The organism is Fulverythrobacter ferritrahens, assembly GCF_020539485.1.
Lineage (GTDB): Bacteria > Pseudomonadota > Alphaproteobacteria > Sphingomonadales > Sphingomonadaceae > Andeanibacterium > Andeanibacterium ferritrahens.
The window spans coordinates 954,474-978,061 of the sequence record NZ_JACDXU010000001.1 but is presented as its reverse complement, the minus strand read 5'-3'; the positions used below and the strand labels follow the sequence as shown (position 1 = coordinate 978,061).

Sequence of the window (23,588 nt, the reverse complement as noted above, 5' to 3'; positions counted from 1 at the left end):
CGGTTTTCAATTGCGACCCGCCAGCTGCTTCTTGACGGCATCGATAGCCGCCTTGTTACGTTCCACGCCGAGTTCCTTGCGGGCGGCGACAGTGAATTGCTGCGCATATTCGTCACCCAGCGCCTGGCCCAGCTGGCCATTGACCTGGGCAAGCAGCGGATCGTTGGGCAGCAGCTTGCCGGGCTCGATATCGTCCAGCTTGACCACGAACCAGCCATTGTCGTTCGGGGCTTCAAGCCGCTTCACCGTGCCTTCGGCCATGCTGAACAGCAGCGCCAGCACCGGCGGCACGCGTCCGCCCAGCCTGGCGAGATCCTCGCGGTTCATGTTTACGGGATCGGGAGCAGGCAGCTTCACCTTTTCCTTGGCCATTGCGGCGGCGACCGTCTCGCCCTTGGCGACGGCCTTCATCACACGGTCGGCGGCAGCCTTGGCCAGTTTGTCTCCCTCGGCGCGGCGCCATGCCTTCTCCACCATTTCGCGCACATCGGCGAGTGGGGCGGCGGCGGCAGGCGTGATGCCGCTTACGTCGAAGATCAGGAAGGTCTTGCCCGGCTCCACTTCGGCGAGCTGGGGCTGGCCTTCCTCCATCTGGAAGGCAGTGGAAAGAACGCGGCCCAGAACCGCCGGAGCGGTTTCGCCCGGCTTGAGGTAAACCGCGCCATTGCCGATCACTTCGGGCGTGGCCTGGACTTGAACTCCGAGATCCTTGGCAACTTCTGCCAGGCTCGAACCGCCATCGAATTCGTCTTCCACCCTTGCGCTGAGGTCGGCGATGGCCTGACGATGCTTCTCCGCCATCAGAGCAGTACGGATTTCCGCCCGTGCCTGATCCAGCGTGCGGCCGGCAGTGCTTTCAACCGCATCGACGCGGAGAATGTAGAAACCCAGCCCGCCGCGCGCAGTGGCAGCCATCTGGCCCCGCTGGGCGGCAAAGGCCGCCTGCGCAACGGCAGCGGAAGACTGCGCGGAAAGCTCACTCTGGGTGATCGGACCGATCTGCGTAACCTGCAGGCCCTTTTCACGGGCGGCGACATCGAGCGACTTGCCCTTGGCCATTTCATCGCGGATGGCCTTGGCTGCCGCATCGGTCGGAACGACCAGCTGCGTCAGGCGGCGCTTTTCGGTGGCGGCATATTGGGCCGCATCCCGCTTGTAACGGGCCGCGATTTCCGCCTCGGTGGGCTCGGTAACGTTCTTGACCGCGCTTGCATCGAACAGGGCATAGCGGATCACGCGCCGCTCTGGGCGCATGTAGGCCGCCTTGTTCTTCTTGTAGAACTCGTCAAGCTGCGCGGCACTCGGCCCGGTGGTGGGCGCATAGGCATCGCTCAGAAGCAGGCCGATCGACCCATGGCGCTTCTCGCGCAGCAGTGCCGCATAGTGGGAGACCAGTGAAGGCGGCATGACGCCGCCCGGCAGAACCGGCGCAATCGCCTGCTGCACGAGCAGACCGGAGGCGATGTCTTCGCGAACCTGCTGGTCGGTCAGCCCCTGTTGCGCAATCGCGGCGCGATAGGCATCCTGGCTGAACTTGCCGTCCGGGCCGGTAAAGGCGGGAATGCGGGCAATTTCACTGCCCACCAGACGTTCCCCGGCGCGCAGCCCGTGTGTCTTGGCGAATTCGGAAAGCACCGTGCGGTCGATCAGGCGGTCAAGCACGCGCTCCAGCCCGCCCTGGGCGATGAACGCCTCCATGGTGAGCGTGGGGTTGCTGCGACGCTGATTCTCGAATTCGGTGCGGGCGGCCTGTTCCAGCTCGGAAGTGCTGATCTTGCGCTTGCCGACAATGGCTACACGATCCCCCCCTGCAACGCCCCCGAACGTGCCGGTATTGGCGATATCCCCGATCGCGAAGGCAATCGCGATCAGGGCGAGCACTGCCAGCGTGACGAACACGCCGGACTTGGAATTCATGAAACTGCGGAACAGCTGAAGCATGGGTAGGCGCCGCCTGATCAGTAATGGTTTCTGGGCTCTTCTGCCCGGTCGGCAGGCGCTTTATCCCCGCTGAGGCTGGGGGGCAACAGTGGAGGCAGCTTTGCCCCTATGTGGAAAAGCGGTTTTGACAAGCAAGCCGCCCGGGACTAGCGGGCATCACCCCAGGCGGCGCCGGAATCGCGGCGCCCCGCGAACAGGTTAAGGACAATTGATGGCCCAGCGCCCCTATATTGTCGGCAATTGGAAAATGCATGGCACTCGCGCCATGCTCGCCGAAGCCCGCGCGATCGACCGTGCGGCAGAACGTCTGATCAAGGCAGAGGTGGCGATTGCGCCGCCCTACACGTTGATCCATGCCATCCGCAAAGAAGCCTCGCTGATCGGCGTGGGCGCGCAGGATTGCCACCAGGCCGAAGGCGGTGCCCATACGGGCGACGTTTCGGCGGCAATGCTGAAGGATGCCGGCGCAGGCTTTGTCATCGTCGGCCACAGCGAACGCCGCGCCGACCATGGCGAAACCAACGAAGTGGTGAAGGCCAAGGCGAGCTCGGCCCTCCATGCCGGATTGCAGGTGATCCTGTGCGTGGGCGAAAGCGAAGCGGATCGTGACGCAGGCAAGGCTGAAGAAGTCGTGGCCGCCCAGATCGCAGCTTCCCTGCCCGATGGCACGGAATATGCCGAAAAGATGACCATCGCTTATGAGCCCGTTTGGGCCATCGGCACGGGCCGGACCCCCTCGATTGAAGAAATCGGCCAGATGCATCGCTCCATCCGCGATCAACTGGTAGAAATTTTCGGCGCGGCGGGCACGGAAATCCGCATTCTTTACGGCGGTTCGGTGAAGGCGGAGAACGCAGCCGACATCCTGCATGTCGCCGAAGTTGGCGGTGCGCTGGTTGGCGGGGCGAGCCTCACGGCGGAGAGCTTCCTCGGCATTATCGTCGCCGCGGCGGAACGCACCGAAGGCTGAAGGCAGGATCGGCGATGACGGATCGGGGCCGCTCCCTTGCGGTTCCGGCCTTGCATCGCTATCTGCCGCTCCAACGATAGAGAATATCAAGAAGGCCAGACCCGACAGATGTCGCTTTTCCTGTTTCTTACGGTCGTCCAGGCCATCGTAGCTCTGGCCCTTGTGGCTGTCGTGCTGATGCAGCGTTCCGAAGGCGGCGGCCTCGGTCTCGGCGGGGGCGGTAGCCCGGCCGGCCTGATGTCGGCGCGCGGTGCCGCGGACTTCCTCACCCGGGCAACCGCGATTCTTGCGACTATATTCGTCTTGCTCAGCATCGTTCTGGCAGCACTTGCCGTCGGGGCGACTTCCGGCCGTGAAGTTGATGCCACGCTCGATCGCTCGGTAACTCCGGAAAAGAACGCTCAAGCCGATCTCATCGGTGGTGCGGCGGCTCCGTCAGGGGCTCCTGCGGATGCAGCCAGCGGCACGGCTCAGCCGGCCGGCGGCGATCCGCTGCAGGGCGCAGCCCAGTAAGGCAGCGCCCGCGCGCTGCATGCGGCGTGTATCCCATCGCAGGCGTGGCCCACATAATTGTGGATTGCCACCATCTGGCGCAAGCATTCGCTTGCGCCGAATCCGAAACTCGTCTTAAGGCCCGACTCCCATGGCGCGGTACATATTTATCACCGGCGGCGTGGTCTCCTCGCTCGGAAAAGGTCTCATGGCGGCAAGTCTTGCCGCTCTCTTGCAGGCGCGCGGCTTCAAGGTCCGCATCCGCAAGTTCGATCCCTATCTCAACGTCGATCCGGGGACGATGAGCCCCTATCAGCATGGCGAAGTCTATGTGACCGACGACGGGGCGGAGACCGATCTCGATCTTGGCCACTACGAACGCTTCACTGGCGTGTCCGCCCATCAGGGCGACAACATCACTTCAGGCCGAGTCTATCGCGATATCATCGCCAAGGAACGTCGCGGCGATTATCTTGGCGCGACGGTGCAGGTGATTCCGCATGTGACCGATGCGATCAAGGAATTCGCCCTGGCGGATACCGATGATCTCGATTTCATCCTGTGCGAATTCGGCGGCACCGTCGGCGATATCGAAGGCTTGCCCTTTATCGAGGCGATCCGTCAGCTGCGCAACGAGATGGGCCGGGAACAGACCTGCGCCATCCATGTCACGCTGGTGCCCTATGTCTCGGCAGCGGGCGAATTGAAGACAAAGCCCACTCAGCATTCCGTGCGGGAACTGACCAGCCTTGGCGTGCAGCCCGATGTGTTGCTGTGCCGCTGCGAACATCCGCTGCCCGAAGGCGAGCGGCGCAAGATCGCCTTGTTCTGCAATGTGAGGCCTGAAGCGGTTATCCCGGCGCTGGACGCCAGCTCGATCTATGCCGTCCCGCTGCAATATCACCGCGAAGGTCTGGACGCGGAAGTGCTCCGCCATTTCGGACTTGAAGCCCCGGCGCCCAATCTGACGCGGTGGAACGACATCATCGACCGCTACCAGAACCCCGAAGGCGAAGTGACCATCGGCGTGGTCGGCAAATATGTCGGCCTGCCCGATGCCTACAAGTCGCTCAACGAAGCGCTGGTCCATGGCGGCATGGCGAACCGGGTGAAGGTCAATATCCGCTGGATCGATGCCGAAATCTTCGAGCAGGACGATCTGGATATCGCTGCCCAGCTTGAGCCGATGCACGGCATTCTGGTGCCTGGCGGCTTTGGCGTGCGTGGATCGGAAGGCAAGATCGCCTCGGTCCGTTTCGCGCGGGAACGCAAGGTGCCGTTCTTCGGCATCTGTCTGGGCATGCAGATGGCCTGCGTGGAAGGCGCGCGGGCAGTGGGCATTGAAGGCGCAAGCTCAACCGAATTTGGCGAGACCAAGGATCCGGTGGTGGGTATCATCACCGAATGGATGAGCAAGGAAGGCTTGCAGAAGCGCGGCGCCGATACCGATCTGGGTGGTACCATGCGCCTTGGCGCCTATGAGGCGCACCTTGCGGCCAACAGCCATGTCTCCTCCGTCTATGGCGGGGTAACCTCCATTTCTGAACGGCATCGCCATCGCTACGAAGTGAACGGTGCCTATAAGGATGCGCTGGAGAAGGGCGGGCTGATCTTCTCGGGCATGTCGCCTGATGGATTGCTGCCGGAAATCGTGGAGCGGCCTGACCACCCGTGGTTCATCGGTGTCCAGTTCCACCCGGAACTGAAGAGCAAGCCCTTCGATCCGCACCCGCTTTTCGCGAGCTTCATCCAGGCCGCGCTGCACCAGTCGCGACTGGTCTGAGCGGAAGCCTCCAAGCCAAACAATAAGGGCGGACCCGATGGGCCCGCCCTTCGTTTTTCAGCTATGCGCGAAGCGATCAGGCAGCGTCGGCCTGACCATCCTCGTTGCGCACCACTTCGAGCGCCTTCTGGCCGTTCACCAGGATCTTCTTGGGCTTCATCGCCTCAGGCACTTCGCGCAGGAGGTCGATCACCAGAAGGCCATCTGCGAGCTGGGCATTCTCCACGCGGACATAATCGGCCAGCTCGAAACGACGTTCAAAGCCACGATTGGCGATGCCGACATGGAGGAATTCGCCTTCCTGCGTCTCTTCCTTCTTGCGGCCCTGGATCACCAGCAGGTTCTGCTGTGCGGTGATGTCCAGATCCTCGGGACGGAAACCGGCGACGGCCACGGTGATGCGATAGGCATCCTGACCGCGGCGCTCGATATTGAAGGGGGGGTAATTATCGCCGGTATTGAGGCGGGCCTGGCCTTCGAGAAGATCGAACAGGCGGTCGAAACCCACGGTGCTGCGGCGATAGGGGGTAAGGTCGAAACGGTTCATATTTCCACAAATCCTCAACTGAGCAATTTGACCCTGTGGAAGCCCGAAATACGGCACTTCCTTCATTTGGAACTCCGCGCCCTTCCGGCACGCGGCTCCAATGCTTAGATATGAAGTCCAGCCCATGCTTCAAGTGGTAAGCACTATGGGAATCGCAACAGCGAAAGGATCACGCCGTGAGCGCGCCAAAGATTGATATCTATACCAAATTCGGCTGCCCCTATTGTGTACGCGCCAAGAGCCTGCTCACCAGGAAAGGGGTGGAGTTTGAGGAAATCGATGTGACCTTCGGCGGCGAGAAGCGCGAGGAAATGGTGCGCCGGGCGCCCGATGCGCGCACCGTGCCCCAGATTTTCATCGGGGACTATCACGTTGGCGGATCGGATGATCTCGCGGCGCTGGACCGCGAGGGCAAGCTTGACCCGCTGCTTGGCCTTTGATGCCCGGCAATAATGCCTAACATGACCCGCCCGGATATGACCCGTATTGCTATCTTGCAGATGACGTCCGGTATCGATCCGCTCGTCAATGCCCGAGCGATCGATGCCGCAATTGCCGATGCCGCAAAGGGCGGGGCAGCCATGCTGTTCACCCCGGAAATGTGCGGCATGATCGATCGCGATCGCCAGCGCGCGGCGAAGCATATCGTGCCGGAGGATGAGAATCCCGTCCTCTCCGCCGCTCGGGTCGCGGCGCGGGATGCGGGCATATGGGTCTCGCTCGGTTCGCTGGCCGTGACCCAAAGCGACGCCGATCCCGCGGAAGATCCGCGCGGGGCGAACCGCACCTTCCTGATCGCCCCGGGTGGTTCGATCGCCGCCCGTTATGACAAGATCCACATGTTTGACGTGCAGCTATCGACCGGAGAGCAGTGGCGTGAAAGCGCAGCCTATGCTCCGGGCGAGAGGGTGGTGACGGCCGAGACACCGCTCGGCAGGTTGGGCCTAGCCATATGCTATGACATGCGTTTTCCCGCGTTGTTTGAAGAGCTTGGGAAGCGTTATTGTAATGCAATCTCAATTCCCGCGGCCTTTACGGTCCCCACCGGCCAAGCCCATTGGCATCTGCTGCTGCGCACCCGCGCGGTAGAGGCGAGCGCCTATGTCATCGCCGCCGCGCAAGTGGGAGAACATGAGGATGGGCGGCGCACCTACGGCCATTCGCTGGTGGTGGATCCCTGGGGCGAAGTCCTGCTCGATATGGGCGGCAATTCGCCTGGTCTGGGCTTTGCCGAGATTGATCCCGCGCGCATCGCAGAAGTGCGTTCCCAATTGCCAAGTCTTGCCAATCGCCGGGAAATTTCTAAGTCGGGCCAATCATGATCGTCTTCGATCTCTCGTGCAAACAGGGCCATCGTTTCGAGGGCTGGTTTTCCTCGTCGGAGGATTATGCCGGCCAACAGGCGCGCGGCCTCGTCTCGTGCCCGCATTGCGGCTCCGCCGAGGTCGCCAAGGCACCCATGGCCCCGGCCGTGCCGCGCAAGGGCAATCAGGTAAGCAGCATTCCTTTACCCGAGCCGACAGTGGCTGAAGGGCAGGGTGTGGCAGTGGCTGGGGGCATGCCCCCCGAAATGGCGCAGGTCTTCGAAAAACTGGCCGAGATTCAGGCCGAAGCCCTCAAGCAGTCCAAATGGGTTGGGGAAGATTTTGCCGAGGTTTCGCGCGCGATGCATTATGGCGAGCGTGATGCGGAATCCGTGCACGGCAAGGCCAGCCCCGCGCAAGCAAAGGAATTGCTGGAGGAGGGTATCGCGGTTGCGCCGCTTCTTTTCCCCGTCGCTCCGCCAGACGAACTCAACTGATTGCCAGCGCGGCGAAGGCCGCTTAAAGGCTCGGATGCGTGCGCCCGTAGCTCAGCAGGATAGAGCACCAGATTCCTAATCTGGGGGCCACAGGTTCGAATCCTGTCGGGCGCACCAACCTTGAATGGCCATCGAAGAATGGCCATCTTGGCTGGCGGGTTCGCGGGATGCTTGGTGCGCTCAGGATGCCGACAGGGCCGCGGATTTCACTTCGATCATAGACGGAAAACCTCATGACCAGCTCCACGCAAACTGCCGCAGACCTCTCCAAGGACATCGCCCGTGTATTTGCCCTGCAACAGGCGCATCAGTGGGACGTCAAAGCTTCCACCGCAGAGCAGCGCAAAGCCAAGCTCACGAAGCTGAAGGCCGCCATCGAAGCCCATGCGGATGATATCGTCGCGGCTGTTCTGGAAGATACGCGTAAGCCCGAGGGCGAAATTCGCGTCACCGAGGTGCTGAACATCCTCGGCAATATCCAGCTTAACATCGACAGTCTCGATGACTGGATGAAGCCCACCGAAGTTACTCCGTCGAAGAATCCCGCCGACCGGGCTCAGATCGTTTACGAAGCACGCGGCGTGTGCCTCATCCTCGGTCCCTGGAACTTCCCGCTCGGCCTGACACTCGGCCCCGTCGCTGCCGCCGTTGCCGCCGGCAATTGCTGCATCGTCAAGCTGACCGACCTGTGCCCGGCCACCGCCAAGATTGCCGGCACCATCATCCGGGAAGTTTTCGACGAGAACGAAGTCGCACTGTTTGAAGGCGATGTCAGCGTGGCTGAAGCGCTGCTCGAACTGCCCTTCAATCACATCTTCTTCACCGGCAGCACCCGCGTCGGCAAGATCGTGATGGCTGCTGCGGCCAAGAACCTCGCCAGCGTGACGCTGGAACTGGGCGGCAAATCCCCCGTCATCATCGACGATGGCGCGGATATCGGCGCCATCGGTGCGGCCTTGGCCGGTGCCAAGCAGTTCAATGGCGGCCAGGCCTGCATCTGCCCCGACTATGTCTTCGTGAAGGAAGATAAGAAGGCGGAACTGGTCGAAGCCTTCAAGAGCAACGTCCAGAAGAACCTCTATGACGAAGCTGGATCGATCAATAAGCAGGCGATTGCCCAGGTCGTGAACCAGGGCAACTTCAACCGCGTGAAGGCGATGTTCGACGACGCGGTGGAGAAGGGCGCTACAGTCGCGGTTGGCGGCACGTTCGACGAGGCTGACCTCACCGTGCACCCCACCATGCTGACTGACGTCACTCCGCAGATGAAGATCCTCCAGGAGGAAATCTTCGCTCCGCTGCTGCCGGTCATGACCTATGACAATCTCGATCAGGCGATCGGCTATATCGAGGCGCGCGACAAGCCGTTGGCGCTCTATGTCTTCAGCCCGAATGAAAACAATGTTCAGAAGGTGCTGGACCGGACTTCCTCGGGCGGCGTGACCGTCAATGGCGTGTTCTCGCACTATCTGGAAAACCGCCTGCCGTTTGGCGGCGTCAATGGCAGCGGCATGGGCAGCTATCACGGCTATTTCGGCTTCAAGGCCTTTTCGCACGAGCGGGCGGTTTACATCCACCAGTAAGCTCATCGGGACAGGCAGGATGTGGTGCTGCCTTTGAATAAGAGAAAGGGCATCCCGTCGGGGTGCCCTTTCCTTTTTTCGCTCCGTAGTGTGATCTCAAAGTGAGATTTCAGACGGTGACGACTACCTTGCCGATCTGCTGGTTGGATTCCAGATAAGCATTGGCCTCTGCGATCTGTTCCAAGGGAAAACTCTTCGAGATCACAGGCTTCAGATGGCCTTCTGCCAATCCTTGGTAGATGATGCGTTGTGCGTTCCGGTAACGCTCGGGATGGTTCCATATCTCGCTGGCAACCCAACCGCGCATCGAGGCTCCTTTCATCGCGCAAGGCCAATGGGCGTAGGGAGTTTCCGTCTCGCTGAGGCCGCCATAAATGAAGAGTATGCCGCGTTCCGCAAGCGCGGAGGCCAGCGTGAAAACATAGGGGCCGCCAACCGGATCAAACGCGCAACGGGCGCCTTTCCCCTCGGTGATCTCCATCACGCGCGCCACCAGATCTTCCTCCTCGGTGGCGACCACATGGGCCGCGCCCAGGTTCCTCAAGGCATCTGCCTTGGCACTGGTTCGCGTACAGGCAATGGGAGTGGCGCCAGCCCAGTTGGCGAGCTGGATCGCCGCGATCCCCACACTGGATGAAGCTGCGCGGATGATCGCCGCATCGCCGACGCCGACATTTGCCACCTCGACAAGCGCGAAGGCCGTGAAATACTGCATCCAGACCGATGCAGCCTCTGCCATGCTGAGGCCGGGAGGCGCAGGGAGCAGGGCGTGAGCCGGCACAATCGCTTCCTCGCCCCAGACGCCATAGGTTCCGAGCCGATATTTGGGGACGACCGACACCTTGTCCCCCACCGCGAAGCCCTCGACCCCTTCGCCCAGCGCCAGCACAGTGCCTGCGGCCTCATAGCCCATCAGGCAGGGGAGTGTGACGGGCACGGGATAACGTCCTGCCCGATACATCGCTTCGGAACGGTTCAGTCCGATCGCTTCAACTTTGATGTGAACTTCGTCCTTACCTGGCGGAGGCAGGTCGATATCTTCAAACTCGAGGACTTCCGGCCCACCCTGGCGATGGAGGCGGATTACTTTTGCCATTTCTGTACCCTCTCGAATGTTCTGGCCCGAATGTTCTGATTTATCGAAACGATAGGATCGTTCCGGCGTCGCTGTCCACCGCGCTGATACGCATAAGTAATGCGCTCGGGGGGAAGAATTGAGCGCAAAGAAAAAGGGCCCTCCCCGAAGGGAAGGCCCTGATTCTGTTGCTTCCTGAAAGGATCAGAACTTGACGTTCGCACCAATGTAGAAGCGGCGGCCGTTCGTATCATAGAACTGGCTGTTGAATGCACCACCCGGCAGCGTCGACGAGGTCGGCGTGGTCGCGGTGTTGATGCCACCAACCGGCGGCGCCGTGTTCAGCAGATTGTCGACGCCCACCCGGAAGGTGAGGTTGTCGGTCGCGCTGTAGGTGCCGTACAGGTTGAACATGTCATAGGCCTTGTAGCCGCTGATCGGGGTCGGCGCCACGGCGGCGCTTTCCTGCTTGATCGAGGGCAGATGCTGCCACTGCAGCGTCAGCGAGGCCGGGCCGACGCTGTAGCCCAGCGTGGTCAGGACACGATAACGGAATGCACCGGCATTCAGGCCGTTCTGAGCAGTACCCAGCGTGCCGACATAGTCGACCAGCGGGTTGTTGATCAGTTCGCGCGACTTGTATTCGAGGTAGTAGTTCACGAGCACATTGGTCGTGAGCGTACCCGGACCCACATCGACGGCGTAGTCAAGCTGGGCGTCGAGGCCCTGAATGCTGACTTCACCGGCGTTGTAATAGGTCACGTCGAAGTTGGCCGCACCCAGTACCGGAGCCGGATCGTAACGGATACCGGCGCAATACTGGTTGTTAGCCGCCGCAGCTGCCTTGGCAGCATCGCTGGCGGCGCCAGCTACGCTCGGGTTCCAATAGGGATCAAGGCACTGCTGGAGAGCGGTACCGGCACCCTGGAGACCGATCGCATTGCTGAGCTGGATCTTGTACCAGTCAACCGCCAGACGCAGGCGCGAAAGCGCTGCGCTTTCAAACGGCGAGCTGATCACGACACCGGCAGTCCAGGTTTCAGCCGTTTCGGGCTTCAGGTTGGGATTGCCCTTCGCGTTGGTCCAGGCAAAACCGCCGCCCGGAGCCGGCTGCTGGGTGATGTCGCGGCCATAATAGCTCGCACCGGTGTTGGCACCGCCGGTCTTGTCCATCACAGCGCTACAGACCGCCTTCACGTCAGCCGCATTGGCTGCCGAGTTGCCGCCAGCCGCCGCATTGGCCGAGACGCGATAGGTGGACCGTTCGGAACACAGATCGCCCAGAGCGTTGAAGCCGAAGATCTGCGACGAGGACTGGAAGAGTTCAGCGATGTTAGGCGCACGTTCCGCACGGTTGAAGCCGCCACGGAAACGAAGCCAGTCGGTCACTTCCCAGTCGCCGAGGATCTTGTAGGTCCAGCTGCCACCGGTGGTGCTGTAATCCGAATAACGGCCACCGACTTCCAGGTTGAACGCCTTGATGCCCGGGATGTCATGCAACACCGGAATCAGCAGTTCGCCGTAGAACTCGTTGACGTTGTATTCGCCGAACGAGTCGCTGCTCGGATAGATGCCAACGGCCTGATCCAGGAAGGATTCGCCCTGGTTGGTCAGCGTATCGTTGATGAACTGATAGCTCAGCTTACGATAGCTGGCACCAAGCGCTGCACGCAGTTCGCCAGCGGGCAGATCCGCCAGCTTACCCTGTGCGTTGGCTTCCGCGATCGTTTGCGAGACCTTGGAGTTGTTCTTCAGGTCAGCCGTAACGGCCTGCTTACAATCGGCGGAAATCTGATCCCAGCTCAGCGCGAAGAAGTTCATGCCGCTGGTGCAGCTTGCAAAGTTCGCACCGAAGCCCGGACGGCCGCTGGCGGTGTTGCTGTTCGCCTTGAAGCCCTTGCCCATGCCAGGCGACATGAGAAGAGTGCGAAGACGGCTAAGCGAGAACACGCCGGTCTGACGGGTGTAGGTCGAAGTCGCACCGTGCTTGACGTATGCTTCCCAGGTCCAGTCCGTACCCGGAATCATGCCTTCGAAGCCGGCCATCAGATCGAAAGTGGTGACTTCGTTGGTGACCGAGCGATTCTGCGGGAAACCATAGTTGATTTCAACGCGGCCGTTCGGATCGGTACGGCTATTCAGGATGTCCTGAATATTCTGCGGCAGGTACTGGCCGATAACCTGATTATTCGAACAACCGCCAACAGCATTCAGTGCGCAGGAGTACTGGCTGCCATATGCCGAAGCAAAAGCCGGGTTGGTCGGGTTGTCGCTCAGGTCGCCCGGAGTGGCATCGACGAAGGCCGAACCGTTATAGGACATGCCGTTGAGGATGACCGAGCTGGGCAGGCCAACGCTGCCATAGGCAGTCGCCGAGTTGGCGCTACCGGTATAGACGCCCGTACCATAGGGCAGGAACACGTCCCAACCGCTGGTGATGGCACCGCCCTGCTGGGTGGTGAAGGTCTTCGTATTGCTGAAGAGACCCTGTGCGAATACGCCGATCCAGTCATTGATCTCGTAATTGCCGCGCATGAACATGTTGTAGCGCGTGAGCGGCAGGATCAGATAAGCATTCGTATCGACGAACTTCAGGCTGCCGTTCGAGTTGCGAACCGCAATGTCACCCTGTCCGGTCTTGCCATCGAACAGACCGGCGCCACCGCGCTGGTTGTAGCCGGTGGTGAACAGGCTGCCATTCTGATTGGCGTAGATCGAGAAGCCCTGCAGGCCGCCGAGTACGTTCACCGGGTTATAGGTGTCGGGACCGGTCGGAATCGCGGCAATGCTGCAAAGGCCGCTATCAATAGGAGCTGCGCCAAAAGTGTTGGTGCAGGTATAGCTCGTGCCCAAGGCCGGGTTTGCGCCGGGCTTAAGCGAAATCACCTGATTTACGGCATTGGCGCCGGGGAACTTGCTCAGGAATACGGTCGGGTCGGGCGCATTGCCGTAACCCAGTGCGATGCCCGGATTGAGCGGGAAGAAGCGGCCGCCGGCACCCGTGGTCGGGTCACGCCAGAGATCCTGATACCAGTCGCGATCGCGCTGGAAGCTTTCTTCGCGCTTGTTCCACGACATCGCGATGCTGATGTTACCGCGATTATCGGCAAAGTCGGTGCCCATGATGCCCGACAGCTGATATTCGGCGTTATCGCCATGCTCGGTGATGCCATACTGGCCATCAAGCTCGAGGCCGTTGAAGTTCTTCTTCAGGATGAAGTTCGTGACACCGGCAACAGCGTCTGCACCGTAGGTTGCCGAAGCACCGCCCGAGATGATTTCGACGCGCTGAATGGCGGCCGACGGGATGGTGTTGATGTCAACGATACCCGCAGCGTTGCTGGGCGTCACGCGACGGCCGTCGAGCAGCACGAGGTTGCGGTTGGCGCCAAGGCCGCGCAGCGAGATGGTCGCGGCACCGGGGGTGTTGGTCGCGGTCGGCTGAATGTCGCCACCGCCCGTGGGCGTCTTCGCCGGGGTGAACTGGGGCAGCTTGTTCAGGTTCTGCTCAATCGCAGCGGTGCTGGACTGCTGCAGCAGATCCTCATTCACCGTGACGATCGGGCTGTTGGATTCGAAGTCCTTGCGCTGAATGCGCGAACCCGTGACGATGATAGGTGCGCTATCATCCTCGGTTGCGCCATCCTGCGCATAGGCTGGCGCGGCGAACGACAGCGCAACAGCGCTGGCGCTTCCGGCAAGCAACAGGGTCCTGAAACCCCGTGCGGTGTTAAAAGTGGTACTCACTATTCTACCCTCCCTTTGACAATCTTTGCGACGGCAGGGCGCCGTCGGGTAGGAAACTTCTCAGAAATTGGCGGTGAAAACGCCGAAAGTGCCCAGCCCTGAAAGGGCAGGCAAATCAGACCCGATGTTAGGGATGATCAGAGAAGACCTGGAAACAGGACGGCGAGAATCACCCATGGACGCGCAAAAAGCGCATCCCAAATAGCCGTCACAGGCAGCAGAAAGCTGCGATTGCCCCATTTACTCTCTCCCACATCGAGGCCCGTTTTGTCTCGGAACTCTCGACCAGCCTTGTAATATTATGTGGGCATGTTGATCTTGTCTAGTCGCCAAGGCCTGGTTGCTGAGGAACTTCGTGACTGTGTCAGGATGGTGACACTCGCACGGCTTATCGGCGATCAACCTGCGGTATGCCGTAGCGGATTCCGTAACTTCGCCAAGCCAGAATAAAAAACAGGGCTCCATTGCGAGTCGCGCGCGTTTCTTCGGCGATAGTACTTCTGGCAGCAGCAGGTTGATGATGTCTGGCTTCAACATGAGTTCTGCATGTTGAAAATGGGAGCCCTGCGCCCGCACATCATCCCGTTCGGCCGATTGGTGGATTGAGAGCGAAGTTTCGTGCCGGAATGGAGAAATACCGGAGCGGGGAGGGGCGGGGGAACGCAAATCTAACGCTCTATCAATCTGGAAACTTTCCGATTAGGCTGACCGTGGGGCCGCAGGATTTTCGCCGGACAAGAGCGACGCGGTTGGACAAACGAGGAGGGATTGCCACCAAGATGGGCGGGCAAGCGGACGATACACATGCAGGCGGCGCGTCAGCGATCGCTGGAGACTGGCAGCTTTTGCTGCGCAGGCATGCACGGCGTCGATGGCGGGAAATCCTTGATAGCCTGATGAATGGCACAACGATCCCCAAGCTCGACGAGAGCGCGATCAACAGTCTGGCGGTGTTCCTGGGCCAGCAGGCGGAAGACGCCTTGCGCCTTGTCGATCGCCTCGCGATGGGGGCCGCAACGGAAACATTCGCGAACGGGGGCGAAGCATCGTCTCCGGGCGAGGAGTTTACCCGGCAGCTTGACCGCATACTTGAAGGATTCACTCCGGTTACCGCCGCGGGATCGGCCCAGCCGCAGGGACAGGCGCCGCCCCGGCTGTTCCAGAGCGAATTGTGGCAGGTGCTGCACAAGGTTCGGGAGAGCGCGGAACTTTTCTATGCGCGCGAGATCGATCTGGTCGAGCTTGATCGCCGCATCCTGTTCCTTCTCAAAATTCGCGGGCCGCTGGTTCCCGCCGGCCTGTCTTCCGCAATCGGCGTCGACAAGGCTCAAGTCAGCCGGTCTGTGAAGCGTTTGCTTGAACTGAAGCTGGTTCAGCGGGAGCAAATTCGCAGCCCCGTGGCCCTCACCCGGAAAGGGGAAGCGCTGGGCGAGCGCCTGCTTCGCATGGCGGAACTGCGCAACCGCGAACTGGCTTTCGACGTGAGCGACAAGGAATTGCAGGATTTCTTCGCTGTCACGGAGATACTGCTGGACCGGGCAGTCACTCTTTACGAGCAAGAGAGGGAACTCGCCCACAAAGCCGGTCGTTCCGATCAGGAAATCGAACCGGGACATGGCATCGAAGTTGGCAGAGTTAACGAGCCGATTGTGATCGACAGATCGCGCATTGTCTCCCCGCTGCTTACCTTGAGCGCGTATTTTTCCAGAAGTGGCGCGCTCGCTTTCAAACGGCGCACGGGTCTTTCAAATTTCGAAGCCTGGGTACTGAGCGAAATCGGGAAGAACCCGCCGACCGATTGGGCCTATCTCGTCCGCATATTGGAGCGCGATCACAGTCAGGCGGGGCGCACCGTCAATCATCTGATCGAAAAAGGCCTCGTAGTGCGGGAAGGCAAGCTGGGCCGCAGGCACGGTCGCTTCTCTCCCAGCGCGGAAGGACAGGTGCTTTACGACATAATCGTGGAGACTGGCTTCAATCGGAGCAAGTTCCTGATGGAACCTGTGCCCGCGCGACAATTGGAGGCATTTCTCACCACTTTCGACAAAATTCGCCGCAATGCCGCAGCTCAGCTCGAGCGGGAGCGGGCGTTCGAGGAACTCGAGAGCCACTAACAATCTGCTCTGGACGGTAAACGCAAGAGGGGCCGCCGGACAGAACCCGGCGGCCCCTCTTAGAATTCGGAGTGGATTGTTCGAGATTATTTGACGCGGCGCACTCTTACGCCTGCCTGTCCATCCACAACCATGAGGAAGCTGCCGAGCGAGGCACGCTGAATCTCGACAAGGGCACCCTTGCGCGGCGCGCGGAAACTGCGCCCCACCGAGTCCGAGAACTGCCATTGCGCGCCGCCTTCCAGCGTTACCAGATAGATGCCCGGTTCGCGTTCCCGCACTTCGAGAATCTTGGCGCGGATTTCGTCGGGGCCCTGGCCACGATCTTCAGAGCTTCTGAAGCGATCGGCGTTCTTCACGCTCTCTGCCCCGAAACCCTGAGTGCCGCCATTGCTCGCAGCACCGAGGACTGCGCCGCCGCCCTGCACGCGCTCTCCGGCACCGGGGACACGCGGAGAACCGCCGCCCATGCGGATATTATTGTCATAACAGGCAAGGCGTGCCGTCGGATCGTCGATCTTCGCGCATTCGCGCATGATGTTGAGCGTAGTGGCCGGGTCCACCTGCGCAAACGCCGGGGCAGACAGGCAAACCGCCGCCGCGCCGGCACTTACCAGCAGTGCGGTCGCGTGCTGCATGTGCTTCATGCGGTGGACCATAATCGACATTCTCCTCTCAATACCACGGCGACACTGGCGGCACGGCCCCGCTCGCGCAAGAGGCACATCAAGCCGTTGCAACACTCGTTTCTTGCGCGGCTGCTAGCACAGGCACGACGGGGCGGGAACGCTTTTGGCTGGAAATCGCTGAGTGGGGGTCTAGAGATCCGGGCCACAAGCCGACGGGGAAGGGTGCTTACATGGAAATGCGGGTTCTGGGCGGCACGGGAATGCAGGTCAGCCGGCTTTGCCTGGGCACGATGATGTTCGGGGCGCTTGGCAATCCCGATCATGACGATTGTGTGCGCATCATGCATCGCGCCTTCGATGCCGGGATCAATTTTCTCGATACGGCGGATGTCTATTCACGCGGCGAATCGGAAGAGATCGTGGCGCGCGCCCTGAAGGGGCGACGTGATACGATTGTAGTGGCCACCAAATTCTTCAATCCGATGGGAGATGATCCCAATATGCGGGGCGGCTCGCGCCGATGGATTGAACGGGCCGTGGACGAAAGTCTGCGCCGCCTCCAGACGGACTATATCGATCTTTACCAGATGCACCGCTGGGATGCTGCTACCGATATAGACGAAGTGCTGTTCACGCTCACCGAACTGGTGCGCAAGGGCAAGATCCGCAGCTTTGGCAGCTCGATGTTTCCTGCCGACCGCATCGTCGAAGCCCAATGGGCGGCGGATCGTCGCAATTATCTGCCTTTCCGCTGCGAGCAGAGCGTCTATTCGATCTTCAACCGCGATATAGAGCGGTTCGTGCTGCCCGCCTGTGCGCGACATGGAATGGGCATGATCGTGTGGAGCCCGCTCGATGGGGGTTTCCTCTCGGGGAAGTACAAGGGGGCCTCGGATTTCGGCGAATCCAGCCGGGTTGTCACCTTCTCCAAGCGCTTCACGGGCAAGTTCGATCCGGAATCGCAGCTTATCCGACGCAAGCTGGAACTGGTTGCGCGGCTTGAGAAGCTGGCGCACGACGCCGGGCTACCTCTTGCGCAGATGGCGATTGCCTTCGCCATCGAGCATCCGGCAGTCACCAGCGCGATTATCGGCCCTCGAGTGATGGACCATCTGGAAAGCCTGCTGGCATGTGGAGAGATGCGGCTTGATCCGTCCTTGCTGGACGCAATCGATGCCATTTGCGCGCCGGGGACCTCCGTCAATCCACTTACTGATATGCCGAGCGGAACCACTCGGGAATCGCTTCGCCGCCCAAGGTAGCGCAGACTGGCCGGGAAATGCGCGAAATCCCTTGAATCCTGCCTTTATCTGTGATTCATAGGTGAGCTATGTCGCGCAATGATCCAACGCTCCTGACGCCGAAAGACAAGCTGGTCCAGATGGGCGCGCTTGGCTGGCTTCTGGTGCTTGGCGGCCTGTCTCTCGCAGGGCCCAGCGGGGTGCTCGCCTGGGGCGAGAATCTCCGATTGCTCGACAAGCGGGAAGATCAGATCGCTCAACTCAAGGCAGAGCGGGATGAGCTGCAGAATCGCGTCGCCTTGCTTGATCCCAACAAGGCCGATCCCGATCTCGTGGGCGAATTGCTGCGCAAGAATCTGAACGTCGTGCATCAAGACGAAGTCGTTATTAAGCTCGACTAACCTTTTTGGTTATTTTTGAGCTGTCCTGGCACCGAAACGTGTTTCAAGCTTTTCATTATCTGTGCATTCGGGGCGTTGCCTAGGCGCTTGCCTTGCGCTTATAGGCAGCGCGAAGCCGCCTCGTGCGAAAGCGTGCACGGCATATGCGAGAGGCCAGACGAAGGGATACGATTTTGGCAAAACCTGCCTCCAAATCCGGTACTTCTTCCAGCAAGACGAACGAGAATTCCGCTGGGGAATCTTCCGCCGCTACGGCAGGCGACAATTTCGCGCTCCATAGTCTTCAGGAAGCGCATGCACAGCAGAAGCGCTATCAAGCGAGCGACGAGGAACTGCTCGATCTTTACGAGAAGATGCTGCTCATCCGCCGCTTCGAAGAGCGGGCGGGCCAGCTTTACGGCCTGGGCCTGATCGGCGGTTTCTGCCACCTTTATATCGGCCAGGAAGCTGTCGCGGTGGGTATCCAGTCCGCGCTGGAATCCGGCAAGGACAGCGTCATCACCGGCTATCGCGACCATGGCCATATGCTGGCCTATGGAATCGATCCCAAGATCATCATGGCCGAACTTACGGGCCGTGCCGCCGGCATCAGCCGGGGCAAGGGCGGTTCCATGCACATGTTCAGCACCGAGCATGCGTTTTATGGCGGTCACGGCATCGTCGGCGCGCAGGTTCCGCTCGGCGCGGGTCTCGCCTTCGGCCATAAGTACCGTGAAGATGGCGGCATTTGCGTCGCCTATTTTGGCGACGGCGCGGCGAACCAGGGTCAGGTCTACGAGACCTTCAACATGGCCTCGCTGTGGAAGCTGCCGATCCTGTTCGTGATCGAGAACAATCAGTATGCCATGGGCACTTCGGTCAAGCGCAGCTCGGCCGAAACGCACTTCTATCGCCGTGGCACGGCCTTCCGTATTCCCGGCATGGATGTGAATGGCATGGACGTGCTGGAAGTGCGGCAGGCGACCGAGATCGCCGCGAAGCACGTGCGCGAAGGACATGGCCCCGTATTGATGGAGCTGAACACCTATCGCTATCGCGGCCATTCAATGTCTGACCCGGCGAAATATCGCACGCGCGAGGAAGTGCAGGGCGTCCGCGAGAAGAAGGACCCGATCGACCATGCGAAGGCCGAACTCCTCGAGCGCGGCATTTCGGAAGACCGCCTGAAGGAAATCGAGAAAGTGATCCGCGCCCAGGTCGCCGAAGCGGCCGATTTCGCCGAGAATTCGCCCGAACCCGAGGCGAACGAACTCTACACCGACGTATTGGTGGGGAGCTACTGAGATGGCGATCGAACTGAAGATGCCCGCCCTTTCCCCCACCATGGAGGAAGGCACACTGGCCAAGTGGCTGGTTAAGGAAGGCGACGAAGTGCGCGCCGGCGATATTCTGGCCGAGATCGAAACCGACAAGGCGACGATGGAATTCGAAGCCGTGGATGAAGGTACGATCGGTTCCATTCTGGTTCCGGAAGGGACGGAGAATGTGAAAGTCGGCACCGTGATCGCACTGATTGCGGGCGAGGGCGAAACTGTATCCGCATCCCCGGCTCCCGCCGCCGCTGCACAAGCTCCGGCTGAGCCGTCGGTCGCCAAGGCCGAGAAGCCCGTGGCTGCACCGCGCGCCAGCGATCCGGAAATCCCGGCGGGAACCAACATGATCTCCGTCACCGTTCGCGAAGCGCTGCGCGATGCCATGGCCGAGGAAATGCGCCGTGACGACCGCGTCTTCGTGATGGGCGAGGAAGTTGCCGAATATCAGGGTGCCTACAAAGTCACGCAGGGCCTGCTCGAAGAATTCGGGCCGAAGCGCGTGATCGACACACCGATCACCGAATATGGCTTTGCCGGTATCGGCACCGGTGCGGCGATGGGCGGCCTGCGCCCGGTCGTGGAATTCATGACCTTCAACTTCGCGATGCAGGCGATTGACCACATCATCAATTCGGCGGCCAAGACCAACTACATGTCCGGCGGCCAGATGCGTTGTCCGGTCGTGTTCCGTGGTCCCAACGGTGCGGCGAGCCGCGTGGGCGCACAGCACAGCCAGAATTATGCGCCGTGGTACTCCGCTGTGCCGGGCCTGATCGTGATCGCTCCCTATGATGCGTCCGACGCGAAAGGCCTGCTGAAGGCCGCGATCCGCTGCGATGATCCGGTCGTCTTCCTCGAAAACGAGCTGCTCTACGGCCGCAGCTATGAACTGGCCCAGCTCGACGATCATGTGTTGCCGATCGGCAAGGCCCGGATCATGCGTGAGGGCAAGGACGTGACCATCGTGTCCTATTCCATCGGCGTTGGCTTGGCGCTGGAAGCAGCGGACAAGCTGGCCGAGGAAGGGATCGATGCGGAAGTGATCGATCTGCGCACCCTGCGTCCGCTCGACAAGGAAACCGTGCTGGCAAGCCTCGCCAAGACCAACCGCCTTGTGGTGGCAGAGGAAGGCTGGCCGCAATGCTCCATCGCTTCGGAAATCCAGGCGATTTGCATGGAAGACGGCTTCGATCATCTTGACGCCCCTGTCCTGCGCGTTTGCGACGAGGACGTTCCGCTGCCTTATGCCGCCAATCTCGAAAAGATGGCGCTGATCGATGCCCCGCGCATCGTCGAGGCAGTGAAGAAGGTCTGCTACCGCTAAGCGATTGAAGCCCGCCGTGGCTTGCCACGGCGGGCGCTTTGCGCGATCCGCCATCCATGTCGCAAAGCCTGATCGAAACCCTGTCGCCCGCCCACCGGCTTGCCTTGGCCTACGCACCGGGACGAATGAAGCCTGCCACCTTGGCGCTTCTGGCACTGGAAGCACGGCTCGCTCAGGCAGTGCGACAGGCCAGTGAGCCTATCATGGCACAGATGCGCCTTGCGTGGTGGCGCGACCAACTGAGCCTTGCCTCCCAAAAGCGCGAAAACTCGGACGAGCTGATACGCGCCCTGGCGGCCTTCGAGGGGGAGGAAGAGGCGCTTCGCAAGCTCGTGGATGGCTGGGAGCTACTGCTTTCAGAGTGGATCGATCCTGCTGCCATCGAACGGATAATCGACAGTCGCGCAGCCGGGTTCGCCGCTTTGGCGAGGCTAGCCGGGAGGAATGAGGCAACGGATGCGGCAATGCGGGCAGGGCGTCGCTTCGCACTTGCCGATCTCGCCACCAAATTCAGCAATGCCGAAGAACGCGCGCAAGTGCTGGAACATGCCGCATCCGGTGGAGGCGAACGGATTGCCTTGCCGGGCGAGTTACGGAGCCTGGCCCTTCTGGACGGCCTTGCGCGCCGCAGCCTGCGCAAGGGAGGAACGCCCTTGCTCGACGGACCGGCCAGCGCGTGGCACGCAATCCGCTTGGGCCTATTTGGGCGATAGATTATCGTTGTCATCCGGGCCGCAGGGGCCAAAGTGGTCGCAGAGGAAAGTCGATGAACCGCATAGTGCTGGGCGCAGTGAGCACATTGGCGCTAGTGACGGTCGGCCTCTTCTGGTGGCAGGGGCGGGCCGAAGTGGAAAAAGGCGCTCCGCCGCCAATGGTTGAGCAGCCACTGAAAGACCCGATGGATCTGCCTTCCGCCGATGTGAACGGAATGCGCGGCCCGGCGCCGCCGGAGGCAAGCGAGCTCACAAGAGAGCAGCAACGTTTCTTCCGCTATGACCGGAATCGGGACCAGCGGATCAGCCGGGCAGAAATGCTCTCCACTCGTACAGACGCCTTTCGCAAGCTGGACAAGGACGGGAATAATCTCCTGACCTTCGAGGAATGGGCCGTCGCCACCGTCGATCGCTTTGAAGGGGCGGACAAGGATGAGGACGGGCAATTGACCGCCCGCGAGTTCGCAGTAACCGCGCCCAAGCCAGCGGCCAAAAAGCCTGCCTGCAATTGCTGACGGTCAGGCCGGAATAGCCATTCCCGCCAGCCATTCCCCGAAATCCACCTTGGCACGATGGGTGTAGGCTTCCTTGCGCTGCTTTTTCCTCACATCATGCAGGGGAGGAAAAAGGCCGAAATTGACGTTCATGGGCTGAAAATGCTCGGCCTCCGCGTCGCCAGTGATGTGTGCCAGCAAGGCCCCCATCGCAGTGGTGCGGGGCGGGGCAGTCCACGTATGTCCTGCCAGTTCTTCCGCCGCCATGATCCCAGCCAGCAGGCCAACGGCACTGCTTTCCACATAGCCTTCGCACCCTGTGATCTGGCCCGCGAAGCGGATATGCTCAGCCCCCTTCAGCCGCAGCTGACGATCGAGCAGGATGGGTGAATTGAGGAAAGTATTGCGATGCAGTCCGCCGAGCCGGGCGAATTCGGCATTCTCCAGCCCGGGAATGGTGCGGAACAGGCGCACCTGCTCGGCATGTTTCAACTTGGTCTGGAAGCCGACCATATTCCACAAGGTGCCGAGCTTGTTGTCCTGGCGCAGTTGCACAACTGCATAAGGCCAGCGCCCTTTCGGAAATTCAGGCGTCGCGCTGCGCGGGTCGTCCAGCCCGACCGGCTTCATGGGCCCGAAGCGGAGAGTCTCCACGCCGCGTTCGGCCATTACCTCGATCGGCATACAGCCATCGAAATAGGGCGTGTCGGCTTCCCAGTCCTTGAAGCTGGTCTTTTCCCCGTCGAGCAAGCCCTGGTGGAAGGCCAGATATTGCTCCCTGGTCATGGGGCAGTTGATGTAATCCTTGGTCTCACCCTTGTCCCAGCGGGAGGCCATCCAGCAGACATCCATATTGATGCTGTCGCGGTGGACGATGGGAGCAATGGCATCGAAGAAGGCCAGGCGATCCTGGCCCGTTGCCTTCACGATGCTTTCAGCCAGCGATGCGGCGGTGAGCGGGCCGGTGGCGACGATGGTGAGACCGGCATCGGGCAGTACGTCGATCCGTTCACGGCAAATCTCGACATTGGGAAGGGCGCGCAATTCGCGCTCCACCTCGGCGGAAAAGACATCCCGGTCCACTGCCATGGCGGATCCGGCGGGCACGCGCGCTACTTCCCCCGCACGCATGATGAGGGAATCGAGCCGTCGCATTTCGTGATGGAGCAGGCCCACTGCGTTCTTCTCATCATCGTCGGAACGGAAGCTGTTCGAGCAGACGAGTTCCGCCAGCCCGTCTCCCTGATGGGCCGGAGTGCTGCTGCCACTACCCCTCATTTCGGACAGGCGGACCTTTGCCCCCCGCCGTGCGAGTTGCCAGGCCGCTTCGCTTCCCGCGAGGCCGCCGCCGATAATGTGTACGTCATGCGCCATGGGGATGCGCCCTACCGCTTGCGCTTGGGCAAGTTCAAGGCCAAGC

20 protein-coding genes and 1 tRNA gene are annotated in these 23,588 nt (G+C 61.0%); 15 read left to right on the top strand and 6 right to left on the bottom strand.

The window, feature by feature from the left end; genetic code table 11:
• Positions 1-6: 6 nt before the first annotated feature.
• Positions 7-1,941, bottom strand: coding sequence for a peptidylprolyl isomerase (locus H0274_RS04760; RefSeq protein WP_226793426.1), 1,935 nt, complete (start codon positions 1,939-1,941; stop codon positions 7-9).
• Positions 1,942-2,152: 211 nt separating this feature from the next.
• On the opposite strand from H0274_RS04760, the gene tpiA reads away from it, so the two are divergent.
• From tpiA to H0274_RS04745, 3 genes are all read left to right on the top strand, one after another.
• Positions 2,153-2,911 carry a triose-phosphate isomerase gene (gene tpiA, locus H0274_RS04755; protein WP_226793423.1) on the top strand — a complete coding sequence of 253 codons (759 nt, stop codon included), beginning with the start codon at positions 2,153-2,155 and terminating at the stop codon, positions 2,909-2,911.
• A 108-nt stretch (positions 2,912-3,019) separates the two neighbouring features.
• Entirely contained in the window at positions 3,020-3,424 is a 405-nt protein-coding gene (gene secG / locus H0274_RS04750; RefSeq protein WP_226793420.1) for a preprotein translocase subunit SecG, read from the top strand.
• Between the two features lie 130 nt (positions 3,425-3,554).
• Positions 3,555-5,186 (top strand): CTP synthase, encoded by a 1,632-nt coding sequence (locus tag H0274_RS04745; RefSeq protein ID WP_226793413.1) that lies wholly within the window; start codon positions 3,555-3,557, stop codon positions 5,184-5,186.
• Between the two features lie 76 nt (positions 5,187-5,262).
• Here H0274_RS04745 and H0274_RS04740 read toward each other — a convergent pair whose 3' ends face one another.
• Complete coding sequence (locus H0274_RS04740) at positions 5,263-5,733, bottom strand: Hsp20 family protein (protein ID WP_226793409.1); 471 nt, start codon at positions 5,731-5,733, stop codon at positions 5,263-5,265.
• Between the two features lie 176 nt (positions 5,734-5,909).
• Between H0274_RS04740 and grxC the strand changes: the two genes are divergently transcribed.
• From grxC to H0274_RS04715, 5 genes are all read left to right on the top strand, one after another.
• On the top strand, positions 5,910-6,173 hold the full coding sequence (gene grxC / locus H0274_RS04735) for a glutaredoxin 3 (RefSeq protein ID WP_226793406.1): 264 nt from the start codon (positions 5,910-5,912) through the stop codon (positions 6,171-6,173).
• 36 nt (positions 6,174-6,209) lie between these two features.
• Positions 6,210-7,055: a carbon-nitrogen hydrolase family protein gene (locus H0274_RS04730; protein WP_226794438.1), complete on the top strand. Its 846-nt coding sequence runs from the start codon at positions 6,210-6,212 to the stop codon at positions 7,053-7,055.
• On the top strand, positions 7,052-7,534 hold the full coding sequence (locus tag H0274_RS04725; protein WP_226793403.1) for a DUF1178 family protein: 483 nt from the start codon (positions 7,052-7,054) through the stop codon (positions 7,532-7,534). The genes H0274_RS04730 and H0274_RS04725 overlap by 4 nt, the downstream gene beginning before the upstream one ends.
• 40 nt (positions 7,535-7,574) lie before the next feature.
• Positions 7,575-7,651 (top strand) — tRNA-Arg (locus H0274_RS04720).
• A gap of 116 nt (positions 7,652-7,767) precedes the next feature.
• On the top strand, positions 7,768-9,117 hold the full coding sequence (locus tag H0274_RS04715; RefSeq protein ID WP_226793401.1) for an aldehyde dehydrogenase family protein: 1,350 nt from the start codon (positions 7,768-7,770) through the stop codon (positions 9,115-9,117).
• Between the two features lie 109 nt (positions 9,118-9,226).
• Here H0274_RS04715 and H0274_RS04710 read toward each other — a convergent pair whose 3' ends face one another.
• Complete coding sequence (locus H0274_RS04710) at positions 9,227-10,213, bottom strand: zinc-dependent alcohol dehydrogenase family protein (RefSeq protein WP_226793397.1); 987 nt, start codon at positions 10,211-10,213, stop codon at positions 9,227-9,229.
• 183 nt (positions 10,214-10,396) lie between these two features.
• The gene (locus H0274_RS04705; RefSeq protein ID WP_226793394.1) at positions 10,397-13,939 is read right to left on the bottom strand and encodes a TonB-dependent receptor domain-containing protein; all 3,543 of its coding nucleotides are present in this window, start codon (positions 13,937-13,939) and stop codon (positions 10,397-10,399) included.
• An 896-nt stretch (positions 13,940-14,835) separates the two neighbouring features.
• Here H0274_RS04705 and H0274_RS04700 point away from each other — a divergent pair.
• Positions 14,836-16,053, top strand: coding sequence for a MarR family transcriptional regulator (locus H0274_RS04700; RefSeq protein WP_226793390.1), 1,218 nt, complete (start codon positions 14,836-14,838; stop codon positions 16,051-16,053).
• 86 nt (positions 16,054-16,139) lie between these two features.
• On the opposite strand, the gene H0274_RS04695 is transcribed toward H0274_RS04700, so the two are convergent.
• Positions 16,140-16,721 (bottom strand): hypothetical protein, encoded by a 582-nt coding sequence (locus tag H0274_RS04695; protein WP_226793386.1) that lies wholly within the window; start codon positions 16,719-16,721, stop codon positions 16,140-16,142.
• A gap of 191 nt (positions 16,722-16,912) precedes the next feature.
• Here H0274_RS04695 and H0274_RS04690 point away from each other — a divergent pair, with 191 nt between their 5' ends.
• The 6 genes from H0274_RS04690 (at position 16,913) to H0274_RS04665 (ending at position 22,189) form a co-directional block, all read left to right on the top strand.
• On the top strand, positions 16,913-17,944 hold the full coding sequence (locus H0274_RS04690) for an aldo/keto reductase (RefSeq protein WP_226793383.1): 1,032 nt from the start codon (positions 16,913-16,915) through the stop codon (positions 17,942-17,944).
• 68 nt (positions 17,945-18,012) lie between these two features.
• Positions 18,013-18,324, top strand: coding sequence for an FtsB family cell division protein (locus H0274_RS04685; protein ID WP_226793380.1), 312 nt, complete (start codon positions 18,013-18,015; stop codon positions 18,322-18,324).
• A 173-nt stretch (positions 18,325-18,497) separates the two neighbouring features.
• A complete protein-coding gene (gene pdhA / locus H0274_RS04680; RefSeq protein WP_226793377.1) occupies positions 18,498-19,607 on the top strand; it encodes a pyruvate dehydrogenase (acetyl-transferring) E1 component subunit alpha in 1,110 nt (369 codons plus the stop codon).
• A 1-nt stretch (position 19,608) separates the two neighbouring features.
• Positions 19,609-20,961, top strand: coding sequence for a pyruvate dehydrogenase complex E1 component subunit beta (locus H0274_RS04675; RefSeq protein WP_226793374.1), 1,353 nt, complete (start codon positions 19,609-19,611; stop codon positions 20,959-20,961).
• A gap of 56 nt (positions 20,962-21,017) precedes the next feature.
• Positions 21,018-21,674 (top strand): squalene/phytoene synthase family protein, encoded by a 657-nt coding sequence (locus tag H0274_RS04670; protein WP_226793371.1) that lies wholly within the window; start codon positions 21,018-21,020, stop codon positions 21,672-21,674.
• A gap of 53 nt (positions 21,675-21,727) precedes the next feature.
• Positions 21,728-22,189 carry an EF-hand domain-containing protein gene (locus H0274_RS04665; protein WP_226793368.1) on the top strand — a complete coding sequence of 154 codons (462 nt, stop codon included), beginning with the start codon at positions 21,728-21,730 and terminating at the stop codon, positions 22,187-22,189.
• Positions 22,190-22,192: 3 nt separating this feature from the next.
• Here H0274_RS04665 and trmFO read toward each other — a convergent pair whose 3' ends face one another.
• Positions 22,193-23,542, bottom strand: coding sequence for a methylenetetrahydrofolate--tRNA-(uracil(54)-C(5))-methyltransferase (FADH(2)-oxidizing) TrmFO (gene trmFO / locus H0274_RS04660; RefSeq protein ID WP_226793364.1), 1,350 nt, complete (start codon positions 23,540-23,542; stop codon positions 22,193-22,195).
• Between the last annotated feature and the right edge of the window lie 46 nt (positions 23,543-23,588).

Coding starts and splice junctions, on each gene's coding strand:
- H0274_RS04760 (WP_226793426.1), bottom strand. CDS start 1,941: ATGCTTCAGCTGTTCCGCAGTTTCATGAATTCCAAGTCCGGCGTGTTC.
- tpiA (WP_226793423.1), top strand. CDS start 2,153: ATGGCCCAGCGCCCCTATATTGTCGGCAATTGGAAAATGCATGGCACT.
- secG (WP_226793420.1), top strand. CDS start 3,020: ATGTCGCTTTTCCTGTTTCTTACGGTCGTCCAGGCCATCGTAGCTCTG.
- H0274_RS04745 (WP_226793413.1), top strand. CDS start 3,555: ATGGCGCGGTACATATTTATCACCGGCGGCGTGGTCTCCTCGCTCGGA.
- H0274_RS04740 (WP_226793409.1), bottom strand. CDS start 5,733: ATGAACCGTTTCGACCTTACCCCCTATCGCCGCAGCACCGTGGGTTTC.
- H0274_RS04730 (WP_226794438.1), top strand. CDS start 6,210: ATGACCCGTATTGCTATCTTGCAGATGACGTCCGGTATCGATCCGCTC.
- H0274_RS04725 (WP_226793403.1), top strand. CDS start 7,052: ATGATCGTCTTCGATCTCTCGTGCAAACAGGGCCATCGTTTCGAGGGC.
- H0274_RS04715 (WP_226793401.1), top strand. CDS start 7,768: ATGACCAGCTCCACGCAAACTGCCGCAGACCTCTCCAAGGACATCGCC.
- H0274_RS04710 (WP_226793397.1), bottom strand. CDS start 10,213: ATGGCAAAAGTAATCCGCCTCCATCGCCAGGGTGGGCCGGAAGTCCTC.
- H0274_RS04700 (WP_226793390.1), top strand. CDS start 14,836: ATGAATGGCACAACGATCCCCAAGCTCGACGAGAGCGCGATCAACAGT.
- H0274_RS04695 (WP_226793386.1), bottom strand. CDS start 16,721: ATGTCGATTATGGTCCACCGCATGAAGCACATGCAGCACGCGACCGCA.
- H0274_RS04690 (WP_226793383.1), top strand. CDS start 16,913: ATGGAAATGCGGGTTCTGGGCGGCACGGGAATGCAGGTCAGCCGGCTT.
- H0274_RS04685 (WP_226793380.1), top strand. CDS start 18,013: ATGTCGCGCAATGATCCAACGCTCCTGACGCCGAAAGACAAGCTGGTC.
- H0274_RS04675 (WP_226793374.1), top strand. CDS start 19,609: ATGGCGATCGAACTGAAGATGCCCGCCCTTTCCCCCACCATGGAGGAA.
- H0274_RS04670 (WP_226793371.1), top strand. CDS start 21,018: ATGTCGCAAAGCCTGATCGAAACCCTGTCGCCCGCCCACCGGCTTGCC.
- H0274_RS04665 (WP_226793368.1), top strand. CDS start 21,728: ATGAACCGCATAGTGCTGGGCGCAGTGAGCACATTGGCGCTAGTGACG.
- trmFO (WP_226793364.1), bottom strand. CDS start 23,542: ATGGCGCATGACGTACACATTATCGGCGGCGGCCTCGCGGGAAGCGAA.